This is a genomic window from Nocardioides hwasunensis, from assembly GCF_014779665.1.
Taxonomy (GTDB): domain Bacteria; phylum Actinomycetota; class Actinomycetes; order Propionibacteriales; family Nocardioidaceae; genus Nocardioides; species Nocardioides hwasunensis.
The window spans coordinates 434,490-448,781 of the sequence record NZ_JACXYY010000002.1 but is presented as its reverse complement, the minus strand read 5'-3'; the positions used below and the strand labels follow the sequence as shown (position 1 = coordinate 448,781).

13 protein-coding genes are annotated in these 14,292 nt (G+C 70.0%); 7 read left to right on the top strand and 6 right to left on the bottom strand.

Annotated elements, in window-relative coordinates:
- The first annotated feature begins 47 nt into the window (after positions 1 to 47).
- On the top strand, positions 48 to 614 hold the full coding sequence (locus tag IEZ25_RS06155; RefSeq protein WP_191198512.1) for a TetR family transcriptional regulator: 567 nt from the start codon (positions 48 to 50) through the stop codon (positions 612 to 614).
- Here the strand turns inward: IEZ25_RS06155 and IEZ25_RS06150 are convergent, their stop codons facing one another.
- The gene (locus IEZ25_RS06150; protein ID WP_191198511.1) at positions 615 to 1,901 is read right to left on the bottom strand and encodes a thymidine phosphorylase; all 1,287 of its coding nucleotides are present in this window, start codon (positions 1,899 to 1,901) and stop codon (positions 615 to 617) included.
- Complete coding sequence (locus IEZ25_RS06145) at positions 1,901 to 2,338, bottom strand: cytidine deaminase (RefSeq protein WP_318152071.1); 438 nt, start codon at positions 2,336 to 2,338, stop codon at positions 1,901 to 1,903. The genes IEZ25_RS06150 and IEZ25_RS06145 overlap by 1 nt, the downstream gene beginning before the upstream one ends.
- Positions 2,339 to 2,523: 185 nt before the next feature.
- Between IEZ25_RS06145 and IEZ25_RS06140 the strand changes: the two genes are divergently transcribed.
- The 6 genes from IEZ25_RS06140 (at position 2,524) to IEZ25_RS06110 (ending at position 10,364) form a co-directional block, all read left to right on the top strand.
- On the top strand, positions 2,524 to 3,642 hold the full coding sequence (locus IEZ25_RS06140; RefSeq protein WP_191198510.1) for a BMP family lipoprotein: 1,119 nt from the start codon (positions 2,524 to 2,526) through the stop codon (positions 3,640 to 3,642).
- 166 nt (positions 3,643 to 3,808) lie between these two features.
- Positions 3,809 to 5,332 carry an ABC transporter ATP-binding protein gene (locus IEZ25_RS06135; protein ID WP_191198509.1) on the top strand — a complete coding sequence of 508 codons (1,524 nt, stop codon included), beginning with the start codon at positions 3,809 to 3,811 and terminating at the stop codon, positions 5,330 to 5,332.
- A complete protein-coding gene (locus tag IEZ25_RS06130) occupies positions 5,329 to 6,624 on the top strand; it encodes an ABC transporter permease (RefSeq protein ID WP_191198508.1) in 1,296 nt (431 codons plus the stop codon). The genes IEZ25_RS06135 and IEZ25_RS06130 overlap by 4 nt, the downstream gene beginning before the upstream one ends.
- Positions 6,621 to 7,925: an ABC transporter permease gene (locus tag IEZ25_RS06125; RefSeq protein ID WP_318152070.1), complete on the top strand. Its 1,305-nt coding sequence runs from the start codon at positions 6,621 to 6,623 to the stop codon at positions 7,923 to 7,925. The genes IEZ25_RS06130 and IEZ25_RS06125 overlap by 4 nt, the downstream gene beginning before the upstream one ends.
- Positions 7,926 to 7,934: 9 nt before the next feature.
- On the top strand, positions 7,935 to 8,822 hold the full coding sequence (locus IEZ25_RS22145; protein ID WP_318152069.1) for a DUF480 domain-containing protein: 888 nt from the start codon (positions 7,935 to 7,937) through the stop codon (positions 8,820 to 8,822).
- Positions 8,823 to 9,161: 339 nt separating this feature from the next.
- Entirely contained in the window at positions 9,162 to 10,364 is a 1,203-nt protein-coding gene (locus IEZ25_RS06110; protein WP_191198507.1) for an IS110 family RNA-guided transposase, read from the top strand.
- Between the two features lie 86 nt (positions 10,365 to 10,450).
- Here the strand turns inward: IEZ25_RS06110 and IEZ25_RS06105 are convergent, their stop codons facing one another.
- From IEZ25_RS06105 to IEZ25_RS06095, 4 genes are all read right to left on the bottom strand, one after another.
- Positions 10,451 to 10,990, bottom strand: a complete 540-nt coding sequence (locus IEZ25_RS06105; protein ID WP_191198506.1) for a hypothetical protein — start codon at positions 10,988 to 10,990, stop codon at positions 10,451 to 10,453.
- A gap of 320 nt (positions 10,991 to 11,310) precedes the next feature.
- Positions 11,311 to 12,642, bottom strand: a complete 1,332-nt coding sequence (locus IEZ25_RS06100) for an HNH endonuclease (RefSeq protein WP_191198505.1) — start codon at positions 12,640 to 12,642, stop codon at positions 11,311 to 11,313.
- 128 nt (positions 12,643 to 12,770) lie between these two features.
- Positions 12,771 to 13,094, bottom strand: a complete 324-nt coding sequence (locus IEZ25_RS22440) for a GNAT family N-acetyltransferase (RefSeq protein ID WP_397183334.1) — start codon at positions 13,092 to 13,094, stop codon at positions 12,771 to 12,773.
- Between the two features lie 2 nt (positions 13,095 to 13,096).
- Positions 13,097 to 14,290: an amidohydrolase gene (locus IEZ25_RS06095; protein ID WP_191198504.1), complete on the bottom strand. Its 1,194-nt coding sequence runs from the start codon at positions 14,288 to 14,290 to the stop codon at positions 13,097 to 13,099.
- Positions 14,291 to 14,292: the final 2 nt, after the last annotated feature.

Below are 14,292 nucleotides of genomic sequence, written 5' to 3'. Positions count from 1 at the left end.
CTAGGAAACTAACCAACTGGTTGGTTTCTTCTGGCTACAGTACGACCATGGGCAAGGCGGACGACACCCGACGGCGGATCCTCGAGGCCGCCACGGCTGAGTTCGTCGCCCACGGCCTCGCCGGCGCGCGGGTCGACCGCATCGCCGCGAACGCCCGGATCAACAAGGCGCAGCTCTACCACTACGTCGGCAACAAGGAGGCCCTGTACGACGCCGCCGTGGCGCAGCTGGTCTCCAGCATGCTCGGTCGCGTCCCGCTCACGGTCGACGACCTGCCGGGCTACGCCACGCGGCTCTACGACGCCTACCTCGCAGACGAGTCGCTGGTGCGACTGCTCACCTGGACCCGCCTGGAGACCCGGCGCAGCGGCCAGCTGTTCACCGCTCCGCACCACGACGGACCGGCTCTGGCCAAGCTCTACGAGGCCCAGGCCGCGGGCGTGCTCGTGGACGACATCGAGGTCGAGGACCTGTGGTCGATGCTCATCGCGCTGGCCGGCAGCTGGGCGCAGGCGTCCCTGACCCTGACCGCGGACGCCGACGAGCCGGCCGAGGTGCACGCGCGACGGCGCCGGGCGCTGGCCGCCGCCGTCGGACGGGCCTTCGTGGGGTGATCAGCCGCCGATGCGGTCCAGCACGATGTCACCCGGCGTGAACTCCGCGCCGTCCGTGATGTCGTACCCACCCTCGAGCGAGGCCAGTGCGCGGTCGAACCGCTCCGGCTCGTCGGTCAGGAGCGTGAAGAGGGGCTCGCCCTCCGTGACCGCGTCACCCGGTCGGGCGTGCCAGACCACGCCAGCGCCTGCCTGCACCGGGTCCTCCTTGCGGGCCCGACCGGCGCCGAGACGCCAGGCGGCCATGCCGACCGCCATCGCGTCGAGGCGGGTCAGGGTGCCGCTGGTGGGTGCGGTCACCACGTGCGACTCCTTCGCCTGCGGCAAGGCTGCGTCGGGGTCGCCTCCCTGGGCGCGGATCATCGCCTTCCAGGCGTCCATCGCCGATCCGTCGGCCAGCTTGTCGGCCGGGTCGACGTCGCCCCGCCCGGCACCGGCGAGCATCTCGCGGGCGAGAGCCAGGGTCAGCTCCACCACGTCGGTCGGGCCGCCGCCGGCGAGCACGTCGACCGACTCCTGGACCTCGACCGCGTTGCCGGCGGTGCGCCCAAGCGGGGTGGCCATGTCGGTGAGCAGCGCGACGGTGCGCACACCGGCGTCCGTCCCGAGCGCGACCATGGTCTCGGCGAGCTCGCGAGCGGTCGTGAGGTCCTTCATGAAGGCCCCGCTGCCGACCTTGACGTCGAGCACGAGCGCGCCCGTGCCCTCGGCGATCTTCTTGCTCATGATCGAGCTCGCGATCAGGGGGATCGCCTCCACGGTGCCGGTGACGTCGCGCAGGGCGTAGAGCTTCTTGTCGGCCGGGGCCAGGCCGTCGCCCGCCGCGCAGATCACGGCGCCGACGTCCTCGAGGATCGTGAACATCTCCTCGTTGCTCAGCGCGGCGCGCCAGCCGGGGATGGACTCGAGCTTGTCGAGGGTGCCGCCGGTGTGACCGAGGCCGCGCCCGGAGAGCTGGGGCACCGCGACGCCGCAGGCGGCGACGAGCGGCGCGAGGGGCAGGGTGATCTTGTCGCCCACGCCGCCGGTGGAGTGCTTGTCGGCGGTCGGTCGCGACAGCGTGGAGAAGTCCATCCGCTCCCCCGAGGCGATCATCGCCGCGGTCCAGCGGGAGATCTCGGAGCGGTTCATCCCGTTGAGCAGGATCGCCATCGCCAGGGCCGACATCTGCTCGTCGGCCACCTCGCCCCGGGTGTAGGCGTCGATGACCCAGTCGATCTGGCTGTCGGTGAGCTCGTGCTGGTCGCGCTTGGCGAGGATGACCTCGACGGCGTCGTGGGCGGCCACTAGTTGTCTCCTCCTGCATCGGGACCCGCACCGCGGGCGTCGGTCACGTGGGTCAGGTCGTCGGGCCCGAAGGCGTCGGGCAGCACCTCGGACATGGGCTTGACTCCGGACACGGTCCAGACCAGCAGGTCACGGCCCCCGTGCTCGAAGAGCAGCTGGCGGCAACGGCCGCACGGCATGATGACCTCTTCGGCGCCGTTGACGCACACGAAGTGCGTCAACCGGCCCCCGCCGCCCGCGTGGAGCTGCGAGACCAGGCCGCACTCGGCGCACAGCACCACGCCGTAGGCCGCGTTCTCGACGTTGCAGCCCACGACGACGCGACCGTCGTCCACGAGCGCCGCGGCGCCGACCGGATAGCTCGAGTACGGCGCGTAGGCGCGGGCCATCACCTCGACGGCAGCCGCCTTGAGGTCGTCCCAGTCCGTCTGTTCCACGCGGGCCACTATGACGCATGGCACGACTCGACGGTCATCGGCAGGTTCCGCCGAAAGACCTGCTCGGGTTTTAGGTCTCAAACGCATCTCGTTCGTGCTGTCCCCCGTGACGACGGACGCGGTGGCAGGCATCATGACGCCCGAACGCTGACCCCACCCCGGGGTGCACGAATTTGGAGGCACTTGTGTTGAAGACGAGGAAGGTCGTCGCGAGCGGCCTGGTCGCGCTGCTCACCGCCGCGACCCTGGCAGCCTGTGGCGACGCGCCCGACGAAGAGACCAACGGCGGCAGCGGCAGCGGGAGCGAGGCTTCGAGCGACGTCGTGCCGTGCATCGTGTCCGACGCCGGCGGCTTCGACGACAAGTCGTTCAACCAGCTCAGCTTCGAGGGCGCCGAGCAGGCTGCCGACGAGCTCGGCGTCAAGCTCATCCCCGTGGAGTCCAACAGCGAGAACGACTACGGCCCCAACCTGGAGAGCCTGGTCGGTCAGGGCTGCAACGTCATCGTGACGGTCGGATTCGCCCTCGCGGCGGCCACCAAGGAGTCGGCCGCGGCCAACCCCGACATCAAGTACATCCTGATCGACGACTCCGCCGACGGCGGCGACGACGGCCAGACCTTCGACGGCGAGGCCGACCAGCCCAACATCAAGCCCCTCCTCTACGACACCGCCCAGGCCGCGTTCCTGGCCGGGTACGCCGCGGCGGACTACACCGAGACCGGCAAGGTCGGCACCTACGGCGGCCTGCCCTTCCCGACCGTGACGATCTTCATGGACGGCTTCAAGCAGGGCGCGGAGTACTACGCCAAGGAGAAGGACAAGGACGTCAAGGTCGTCGGCTGGGACGGCAAGGACGGCTCCTTCACCGGCGGCTTCGAGGCCAACGAGGCCGCGACCAGCACGGCCAAGCAGATCCTGGACCAGGACGTCGACGTGATCCTCCCGGTCGGCGGCCCGATCTACCAGGGCGCCATCACCGCCATCGAGGACTCCGGCAAGGACGTCGCCATGGTGGGCGTCGACGCCGACCTCTACGAGACCGACCCGTCCACCCAGGACTACGTCATGACCTCGATCCTCAAGGACATGAAGGTCTCGACCTACGAGGCGATCATGTCCGCGGACGGCGACGACTTCGACTTCTCGCCCTACATCGGCACGCTCGAGAACGACGGCGTCGGCATCGCGCCGTTCCACAACTTCGAGGACAAGGTCAACCCCGACCTCGCCGGTGAGCTCGACACGATCAAGTCCGGCATCATCGACGGCTCGATCAAGGTGAACTCCTACCTCGGAGGCTGATCACCACAGCACCACCCACGCTTCACCACTGCTTCACCACTGGGGGAGGCCGACGGGACCCGTCGGCCTCCCTCACTGTTCCTCGCGCGTCCGCCCGCGGCGGCCGCGCCCGAGCGCGGCCCCGCGAGGCCGGACCCGCACATTCCGACCCCTAGGATGCGATGCCATGAGACTCGTCCTGCGAGGCATCACCAAACGCTTCGGCAGCGTGGTGGCCAACGACTCCATCTCGCTCACGGTGGAGCCCGGCGAGATCCACTGCCTGCTCGGTGAGAACGGCGCCGGCAAGTCGACCCTGATGAACGTCCTCTACGGCCTCTACAAGGCCGACGAGGGCGAGATCGAGCTCGACGGCGTGGTCCAGCACTTCACCGGGCCGGGCGACGCGATGGCCGCCGGCATCGGCATGGTCCACCAGCACTTCATGCTCATCCCCGTCTTCACCGTCGCCGAGAACGTCATGCTCGGCAACGAGTCCACCGGCTTCGCCGGCAACCTGGACCTCGACGCGGCTCGCGACCGCGTCACCGAGATCTCCGACCGCTTCGGCTTCGCGGTGAGGCCCGAGGCCGTCGTCGAGGACCTCCCGGTCGGCGTCCAGCAGCGCGTGGAGATCATCAAGGCCCTCTCCCGCGATGCCGAGCTCCTCGTCTTCGACGAGCCGACCGCGGTGCTCACGCCCCAGGAGACCGACGAGCTGATGGACATCATGCGCCAGCTCAAGGAGGCCGGGAAGGCGATCGTCTTCATCACCCACAAGCTCCGCGAGGTCCGCGAGGTCGCCGACCGCATCACCGTCATCCGCCACGGCAAGGTCGTCGGCGAGGCCGACCCCCAGGCCAGCAACGCCGAGCTCGCCTCGATGATGGTCGGTCGCCCGGTCGAGCTGGTCGTCCAGAAGGCGGCCCCGACGCTGGGTGAGGAGGCCTTCGTGGTCAAGGACCTCCGCGTCGTCGACGCGGCCGGCCACACCCAGGTCGACGGCATCAGCTTCACGATCCGCGCCGGCGAGGTGCTCGCGGTCGCCGGCGTCCAGGGCAACGGTCAGACCGAGCTCACCGAGGCCATCATGGGCCTGCAGGACGACACCAGCGGGTCCATCACGCTCGACGGCATCGAGCTGGTCGGCAAGTCCGTGCGCAAGGTCCTCGACTCCGGCGTCGGCTTCATCCCCGAGGACCGGCAGGTCGACGGCCTGGTCCCGGGATTCACCATCGCCGAGAACCTCATGCTCAACCGCAGCTTCAGGTCGCCGTTCGTGAAGAACGGCGCGCTGCGCATCGGCGCCCTGCGCGCCTTCGCGCAGCAGAAGCTCACCGAGTACGACGTCCGCGCGCGCGACATCGACTCGCTGGCCGCGAACCTCTCGGGCGGCAACCAGCAGAAGGTCGTCGTGGCCCGTGAGCTCTCGCGTGACCTGCGCCTGCTCGTGGCCGCGCAGCCCACACGCGGCGTCGACGTCGGCTCGATCGAGTTCATCCACAAGCAGGTCGTCGCCACCCGCGACTCCGGCATCCCGGTCCTGGTGGTCTCCACCGAGCTCGACGAGGTGGTCGCCCTGGCCGACCGGATCATGGTGCTCTACCGCGGCCAGATCGTGGGCATCGTCCCTGCCGACACCCCGCGCGAGACCCTCGGACTCATGATGACCGGCGAACGCCCCACCGATCTGAAGGACGTGGCCGTATGAGCGACGACGACCAGCCCACGCCCGAGTCGGAGAAGCCTGACCGGACGCCCCGGTCGGACTTCGACGTGGCGACCGAGCCCACGGAGCCGGCCGAGGTCGACACCGCCGAGGACGCCAGCGCCACCCCGGAGGACCGCTCCCGCTCCGTCCTGCGCGAGATCGCCTCGGGCGACGCGATGGCGGGCGTGCTCGCGGTCTTCCTCGCCGTCTTCGTCGGCTCGGTGATGATCGCGGCCACCGACGAGACGGTGCGCCAGACGGCGAGCTACATCACCGCCCGTCCGTCCGACTTCTTCACCGCGCTGTGGGAGGCCATCTCGGGTGCCTACAGCGCGATGTTCCGCGGCGCGATCTTCAACTACATCCTCGACAACCCCGCACAACAGTGGCGGCCGCTGACGGAGACGCTGAAGTTCGCCGGCCCGCTGATCCTCGGCGGCCTCGGCGTCGGTCTGGCGTTCCGGGCCGCGCTGTTCAACATCGGCGGTCGCGGCCAGATGCTCATCGCCGGAGGAGCGGCGGGCTGGATCGGCTTCCAGCTCGACCTGCCGATGGTGATCCACCTGCCGCTCGCGATCCTGGTCGGCATGCTGTTCGGCGCGCTGTGGGGCGGCATCGCCGGACTGCTCAAGGCCCGCACCGGCGCACACGAGGTGATCGTCACGATCATGCTCAACTACGTCGGCTACTACCTGCTCTTCTACGCCCTCACCAAGGAGTGGCTGCTCAAGACGCCGGGGTCGGTCAACCCGAAGTCGCCGCCGATGCACGACACCGCGATCCTCCCCAAGGTGCTGGGCGACACGTTCAACCTCCACTTCGGCTTCGTGCTGGCCCTGATCGCCGTCGCCGTGGTGTGGTGGCTGATCAACCGCTCGACCCTCGGCTACCGGATCCGGGCCGTCGGCGAGAACCCGCACGCCGCCCGCGCGTCGGGCATCAACGTCGGGCGGACTTACACCGTCGTGATGATGATCGCCGGGGCGCTGCTCGGCCTGGCCGGCGTCAACCAGGTGCTCGGCACCGTCTCCAGCGGCGTCTCGCTCGACCTCGACGCCTCGATCGGCTTCGACGCCATCACCGTCGCCCTGCTCGGCCGCTCCCGGCCGCTCGGCATCCTGGCGGCCGGCCTGCTCTTCGGTGCGTTCAAGGCGGGCGGCTTCACCATGCAGGCCTCGGAGAACATCTCCGTCGACCTGGTGCTCGTCGTCCAGTCGCTGATCGTCCTCTTCCTCGCCGCACCGCCCCTGGTCCGCGCGATCTTCCGGCTCCCCGCCCAGGAGGCCAAGTGAGCACCGCGATCGAACAGCCCACTCCCGACAGCGGAGGCCTCGCGCCCGACACTGTGGTGACCCCGACCAGGTCGGCCGGCACCCGCAAGCTGCCGATCATCCTCGGCGTCCTCACGATCGCGCTGGCCATCGTGCTGCTCCGCTCGGGCCACTCGGGCAAGACCAGGTTCCAGCTCGCGGTCGACAGCGACTTCGTGCAGCTGCCCGACATCGTCGTGCCCTCCGGGCCCACAGCGTGGGTGATGGTGGTCATCAGCCTCGCGCTCACCGGCGAGTCCGTACGCCGCATGCTCGCGCACCTGCGCCAGCCGATCTGGATCCCGATCGCCTTCGCCATCGCCTGGATGTCGGGCTTCCTCAGCTGGGCCGCGGCCGACAGCAGGATCCTGGTGGTCAGCCTGCTGGGCGGTGCGGTGGCGCTCGCCGTGCCGCTGGTCTTCGGTGCGCTGGGTGGCGTGCTCGGTGAGCGCGCCGGCGTCGTCAACATCGCCATCGAGGGCCAGCTGCTCCTCGGTGCCTTCGCCGCCGCGATCGCCGCCTCCACCACCGGCTCGCCGTGGGCCGGCCTGATCGCCGCGGCTGTGGCCGGCGCGCTGGTCGCGCTGGTCCTCGGCCTCTTCGCGATCACCTACTTCGTCGACCAGGTCATCGTCGGCGTCGTGCTCAACGTGCTGGTGCTGGGCCTGACCAACTTCCTGTTCCGCCAGGTCCTGACCCCCAACGCGGACACGCTCAACTCCCCCGACCGCTTCCAGCGGCTGCCGATCCCGATCCTGGGCGACATCCCGCTGATCGGCCCGATCCTGTTCCGCCAGACACCGCTGGTCTACCTGCTCTACATCGTGGTCGTGGTCGTGGCGTACGCCCTCTACCGCACCCGCTGGGGCCTGCGCGTCCGCGCGGTCGGCGAGCACCCGAAGGCCGCCGACACCGTCGGCATCAAGGTCAACCGCACGCGCTACCGCACGATCCTGCTCGCCGGTGCGATCGCCGGCATGGGTGGCGCCTACTACAGCCTGGTGTCGGTGTCGCAGTTCAACCGCGAGATGACCGGCGGCGCCGGCTACATCGCGCTGGCCGCGGTCATCTTCGGCAAGTGGGACCCGATCCGAGCCACCCTCGCCGCGCTGCTCTTCGGCTTCGCGACGAACCTCCAGGGCGTGCTCTCCGCCATCGGCTCCCCCGTGCCGAGCCAGTTCATGCTGATGCTCCCCTACCTCGTCACCATCTTCGCCGTGGCGGGGCTGGTGGGCAGGTCGCGGCCGCCCGCCGCCGACGGGGTGCCGTACAGACAGCAATAGGGTCGTCATGTGACAGAGCTTCCCGTCCTCGATGCCACTGAGCAGCGCATCCTCGGCAGCCTGCTGGAGAAGCAGACGACCGTGCCCGCCACCTATCCCCTCTCCGCGAACGCACTGGTGTCGGCGTGCAACCAGTCGAGCAGCCGCGACCCCGTCACCGACCTCGAGCAGCAGGTCGTCGAACAGACCGCGAAGTCGCTCAAGGAGCGCGGGCTGCTGAGGATCGTGTGGTCCGACACCGGGCGCCGGACACTGAAGTACCACCAGATCCTCGACGAGCGTCTCGCTCTCGAGCCCGACGAGCGCGCGTTGCTCACGGTGCTGCTGCTCCGCGGCGCCCAGGCGCCGGGCGAGCTTCGCACCCGCACTCAACGGTTGCACGGGTTCGCCGACCGGGGAGAGGTCGAGGACTGCCTGCGGCGGATGGCCAGCCGCCCGCAACCGCTGGTGCGCGAGCTCGAGCGCCGCTCCGGCCAGCAGGACCCGCGCTGGATCCACCTCCTGGGTGCCGAGCAGGCGGAGAGCGCCGATCCGTCCCGCATCCGCGTCACGCAGATCATCGCCGACCTCCACGTCCCCGACCTCCCCGCCTCCAGGAGCTTCTACAGCGACTACCTCGGACTAGCCGACGAAGAGCTCAACCTGGGTTGGGTGGCCCGCCACACCTCGCCGGTGTCCAAGGCGACGCTCCAGGTGATGACGAGCGATGCCACCGCACCCGTGGACCCCGTGGTCTCGGTCATGGTCGACGACGTCGAAGCCGCCTACCGCCAAGCCCAGGAGCGCGGCTACGAGATCGTGCATCCCCTCACGACCGAAGCCTGGGGGGTGACTCGATTCTTCGTCCGCGCGCCCGATGGCAACGTGCTCAACATCGTCCAGCAGCACGCCCCATGAGCGTCTGGAGGCGCCGGGCCTCGAGACTCTCCTACTTCTGTTCCTCTTCGGCCTTGCGGGATGCGCCGTAGTCGGCAGCCATGTGCGGCGGAACGCCGCATCCATTGCGGCTACTAGGAGACTTCCCGCAGGATCGGGGTCTGGCCAGACTCTGATCCAGGTGACCGGCGGGACGCTCTCATTGCGGCTGCCCACCCGTACTTGGGTGTGGCTCTCATCTGGACTGCGAGCCGCCGGTCATCGTGACGAGGCGTGGCTCAAGAGGGGTCTGCCCAGCTCGTAGTAGCACTGCCCACCTCGCCTTCCCAGCTGGAACTCGAGCGCAGACGAGGTGAGCAGATGAGCAAGCAGAAGAGCGCCATCATTGGTGTTGATCCACACAAGATGTCGGTGACGATCGAGGTCGTTGACACCCACGAACGGCTTCTCGGTGGCGGCCGGTTCGACACGACGAATGCCGGGTATGCCGCGATGCGGCGTTATGTGAGGCAGTGGCCGGACCGGCTCTGGGCGGTCGAGGGAGCCAACGGCGCCGGACGCCCGCTGGCCCAAAGACTTCTCGCCGCCGGCGAACACGTGGTCGATGTCCCGGCCAAGCTCGCTGCCCGGGTGCGGCTCTTCGACACCGGCCACAACCGCAAGACCGACGCCCTCGACGCACACTCGATCGCCGTGGTCGCGGTCCGCACCGACGGGCTGCGGGTGCTGGTCGAGGACGGCGAGCTCGAAGCACTGCGGATGCTCACCGATCGCCGCGACGAGCTCGCCCACCAACGAGTACAAACCGTCAACCGGGTGCAGCGCCTGCTCAGCGAACTCCTGCCCGGCCAACGCAAACGCGACCTGTCAGCCGCCCAGGCCAAGGCAATGCTCGCCACCGTGCGCCCCCGCGACATCGCCGGCAAGACCCGCCGTCGCATGGCCGCCGAGGAGATCGCCGACCTGGTCGCAGTCGACGCCAAGCTCAAGCGCATCAAGGCCGAACTGAAGGCCGCGGTGCTCGAGCACGGCTCGCACCTGATGGACATCTACGGCATCGGCCCAGCCGGCGCTGCACGGGTGCTGGCTGATGTCGGTGACGTGGCCCGGTTCGCCGACCGCAACCGGTTCGCGTCCTGGACCGGCACCGCACCCATCGACGCCTCGTCCGGCGAGCAGACCCGCCACCGCCTGTCCCGGGCCGGGAACCGACGGATGAACCACGTCCTGCACGTCGCGGCGATCGTGCAGATCCGCCACGACACCGAAGGCCGGACCTACTACCGACGCAAGCTCGCCGCCGGGAAGACACCACTGGAAGCACTGCGATGCCTCAAACGACGCCTCTCCGACGTCGTCTACCGCCAACTCGTCGCCGACGCCCAGCCTGCTCAGCCTGATGAAGCGGATCCGGGAGGGCACTGCGGGGCGACACTTCAATCCAGCGCGGCCGACTCACACCCGCTCATCGACACTTCGGATCAGCCACTTCCCGGACCCGCGCAACCGACGCTACGCCGACCACCCCTAGGCAGGAAGACCCTCGCCCCAGCCACTCCTTGACACAGAGGGGAGCCAGATCCGGATGTTCGGTGAGCTCCGCTCCGATCGGCCCATGGGTGCTCGACACGGCCGGCCGTTCCCGGACGTCATGTCCGGGCGCACCAGAACCGCACGGCGATGACTGCGGTCGCCATCGCGCCGCCGGCGAGGCCCCAGGCGAGCCACTCCGCGCCGAAAGCGACCTCACCGTCCCCGAGGTACCGCCAGACGTAGAACGAGTCCGGGAGCTTCTGCCCGGAGGAACACACGATCGAAGCCCGACAACGTTGATCGTCCCAGGCCACCAACAGCAGCATCAGTCCCCCGCTGACGCCAACGGCGATCCCAGAGACGACATGGGAGACCAACACGATCCAGTGCTCGACGAGGCGAGCCAGCGAGCCCAGGACAAGGGCTGCGACGGCCACAGCCGCCAGTGTTGGTGCCAAGCTGACGGCGGCCCACTCGTCGACGGCGCATCCGGACCTCCCCTGGACGCAGGTCACCATGTCCAGACCGTCACCGAGATTCGCCTCCCGCGCCATCAGCAACGCTCCCAGCGCGAGGAACACCCACCAACACCGCCAAGCCACCTGCCCGACCGACTCTGCAGCGGACGCCAGATCCGCGGGGTGGAACCGCAGCATGGACAGCGTCACCCCTTGTCTCGCTCCGCTTTGCGGAGCCCAGGCATCCGCGGCATCAGATTAGCGGTTGAGGCGCAGGCGCATCGCCGTCGCAGCCAGGTCTCCACGAAGGTGATCAGGGGCGATGTGACCACATGGTCTGGCTCTGGCGAATTCCTCACCGTGTGTCGATACACGCCGCTCGCTCTCGACTACGCAGGTCCGGGTGAGCCGACGCCCAGGAGGCGATCGCACAGTTTGACGACGGACTAACGCCCTGACATCGGCATGAGCGGATGTTGCGATGGTCACCGATAGAGTCGGCTGGGCTACGCCTCGCCCTACGGCTCACTCCCCGAGGTGTATACGTGCCCGGTGGGCGTGGTGGTCGCCACCGCCACAGGTGGCCCGGTGCCGTTGCCGATCGGAGAGGCTCGCCAACCAGGCAACGACTTGGCGAGGTTGCAGGCCTGACAGAGGCCCTGGACGTTGTGGAGGGCCGTTGCGCCGCCCTTGGCGAGATCACGGACGTGGTCGGCCTGGATGGCCGGTGCGTCGCACCACGGCGTACGGCAGGTGGGGTGCACCAGGGTGATGAGCTGGGCGATCCCGGCGGGAAAGGCGCGCTGGCGGGACTCGGTGGCCACGAGCTGGCCGGTGGCCGGGCGGGTGAAGAGGCGGCGGATCCAGCGACCGTGGTCGGGCGCCGCGCTGAGGATGCCCGCGGCGATGGCGGCGGGGATCGGGCCGACCGAGCCGGCGCCCGGCGCGGAGACCTCGGCCGTGCCGGTGCCCGACCCGAGAAGCGCGTCGGCGTCCATCACCAGGTTGACGCAGACGGGGACCGCGTCGGCGCGCTCCTGCCCGGTGATCCCGGTGACGAGGGCGTCCGCCATCACCTGGCCGCGCGTACGCGGGTCACCGCTCGCCTGGGCGGAGTCGGCCTCGGCCTTCAGCGCGGCATAGGCAGCCACACCCTGCGCGACCGGGAGCAGGGCGGTCAGCTGCGCCATGCAGTCGGGCGCAGGGCGGAGCGAGACGTAGCGGTCGTCGGCGGCGCGGGCGGTCCGGTCGACGACCGCCTGCGGGTCGAGGCGGTAGGCGACACGGCGCGCTGCGGCGACGATCGCGCGCGTGCCCATCCGACCCAGCTCGGCGGCCGCCTCGGGAGTGCCGGCCAGCTCGTCGTCGACGGCGGAGCGGTCCTCGCGGGACAGGCACGCGGTCTCGCGGACGAGCAGGGTCGCCCGCCACTCGGAGACGGCACCGGAGCGAAGCGCGTCGAGCGTGTGCGGCATCTCCCGCACGAGCGCCTTGCCAAGCCCGAGCAGCCTGCCACCTGCGTGCGGCGACTCACGGCGTGCGAGTGCCACCTCGTGGGCCACACCTCGCCCCTGCTCCGGGACGGGGACTCCCTGCGCCTGCTCCACCATCCGGCGCGACTCGTCGAGCTCGGCGGCCAGCAGGGCCTGCGCTGCGGCCGCCGCGGACTTGAGGTCCTCCAGCGCCGAGAGGCGCTCGACCCGCTCGGCGTCGGCCAGCGGCACGCCCAGCGCGAGCCCGGTGCGGGACTCCCCCACGACGCGGGCGAGCAGCGCGATGGACGACGCGTCGGGCTGCTCGAGGATCCCCTCGAACACCGGCAGCTCCGGCCCCATCAGCTGCGTCGTCATCACCCCATTCCAGCAGGGACCACTGACAGCGACCCCCACTTATCGAACGTTGATCCACCATGCGGACAGTTGTTTTCGAACATGATGACGACAGCCTTTGATAGCGACGCCCCTCACCGCCGGGGTCGCTACGACCGCGTATACACGTACCTCAACGACGGCCCGGACTCGTCGTACTCCCACCGCTCGGCCAGGCCCTCGCACACGAAGCCGGCCTTCTCGACCGTGGCCCGCGAGGGCTGGTTGTCCACATCGATCACGGCCACGACGGCGTCGACCGGAAGGTGACCCAGAGCCCAGCTCGTGGCGAGCCCGACCGCTTCGCGGGCGGCCCTCGACGTCGGCGCGGCGCGAAGACGACGTAGGGCAGGTTGGCGCGACGATCGCCACGGTCGCGGAGATCGATGCCACCGGCCAGCTCCACCCGGTGAGCATCGAACAGGGCACGACAGGCTCAGGAGCTGAGCGCGCCGACCGCGGCCTCGGCGAGGACGCGCGAGGCGAGGCAGGTGGCTGCCTCGTCGACGCGGAGGTTGCCCTGGTGCAGGTCGTAGGTCGGTCCACCGGGGGTGCGGGTGCCGAGGCGGGCCATGGCGCCGGGGACCGAGTCGAGGTACCAGCCGAAGTCCTCACCGCCCAGGCTCTGCGCGGTGGTGACGTGGCCCTGCGGGCCGAGGACCGTGTCGAGCGCCGAGCCGAGCAGCTCCGTCGAGACCGGGTGGTTGACCACCGGCGGGACACCGCGCTGGTAGGTCACCTCGGCGGCGACGCCGTAGGGCGCGATGATGGTGGTGATCAGCTGGCGGATCAGGTGCTCGGCCTCGCTCCAGGCGACCGCGTCGAGCATCCGGACGGTGCCGGCGACGACGCCGCCGTGCGGGATCACGTTGTGCGTCGAGCCGGCGCGGACCATGCCCCACACGACGCTCACGCCGGCGCGCGGGTCGAGGCGGCGGCTGAGGATCGCGGGCAGCTCGGTGATGACCTTGCCGAGCGCGAAGGTGAGGTCCTCGGTCAGGTGCGGGCGCGAGGTGTGCCCGCCCTGGCCGGACAGCCGGATGGTCAGCGCGTCGGCGGCACCGGTGAGCGGCCCCTCGCGCAGCCCGATCTGACCGACGTCGAGGCTGGGGTCGCAGTGCAGGCCGAAGACGTGGGAGACGCCGTCGAGCGCGCCCTCCGAGATGAGGTGCAGCGCACCGCCGGGCATGACCTCCTCGGCGGGCTGGAACATCAGTCGCACCCGTCCGGGCAGCAGGCCGCGGGCCGCGACCTCCGCGAGCGCCAGCCCGGCGCCGACGAGCCCGGCGGTGTGCACGTCGTGTCCGCACGCGTGGGCGACACCGGGCTGGGTGCTCTTCCACGGGTCAGAGGTGAGGTCGTCGACCGGGAGCGCGTCGAGGTCCGCGCGCAGCGCGACGAGCGGGCCGTCGGCGCCGATGTCGGCCAGCACTCCCCCGCCCTCGGGTCGGGTGACCCGCCAGCCGGAGCCGGCGAGGGCGGACTCGACCGCCTCGGAGGTGCGGTCCTCCTTCCAGCTCAGCTCGGGGTGGGCGTGGAGATCACGCCGCAACGCAACGAGGTCGTCGGCGTGCTTGTCGACGACCTCGGCGATGACGGCGGTGGCAGCTGATGCTGGTTGGGAAGGCATGA

Bases quoted from the DNA above. Each gene is read 5' to 3' on its own strand.
- IEZ25_RS06155 (WP_191198512.1), top strand. From the start codon at position 48: ATGGGCAAGGCGGACGACACCCGACGGCGGATCCTCGAGGCCGCCACG.
- IEZ25_RS06135 (WP_191198509.1), top strand. From the start codon at position 3,809: ATGAGACTCGTCCTGCGAGGCATCACCAAACGCTTCGGCAGCGTGGTG.
- IEZ25_RS06130 (WP_191198508.1), top strand. From the start codon at position 5,329: ATGAGCGACGACGACCAGCCCACGCCCGAGTCGGAGAAGCCTGACCGG.
- IEZ25_RS06110 (WP_191198507.1), top strand. From the start codon at position 9,162: ATGAGCAAGCAGAAGAGCGCCATCATTGGTGTTGATCCACACAAGATG.
- IEZ25_RS06105 (WP_191198506.1), bottom strand. From the start codon at position 10,990: ATGCTGCGGTTCCACCCCGCGGATCTGGCGTCCGCTGCAGAGTCGGTC.
- IEZ25_RS06100 (WP_191198505.1), bottom strand. From the start codon at position 12,642: ATGACGACGCAGCTGATGGGGCCGGAGCTGCCGGTGTTCGAGGGGATC.
- IEZ25_RS06095 (WP_191198504.1), bottom strand. From the start codon at position 14,290: ATGCCTTCCCAACCAGCATCAGCTGCCACCGCCGTCATCGCCGAGGTC.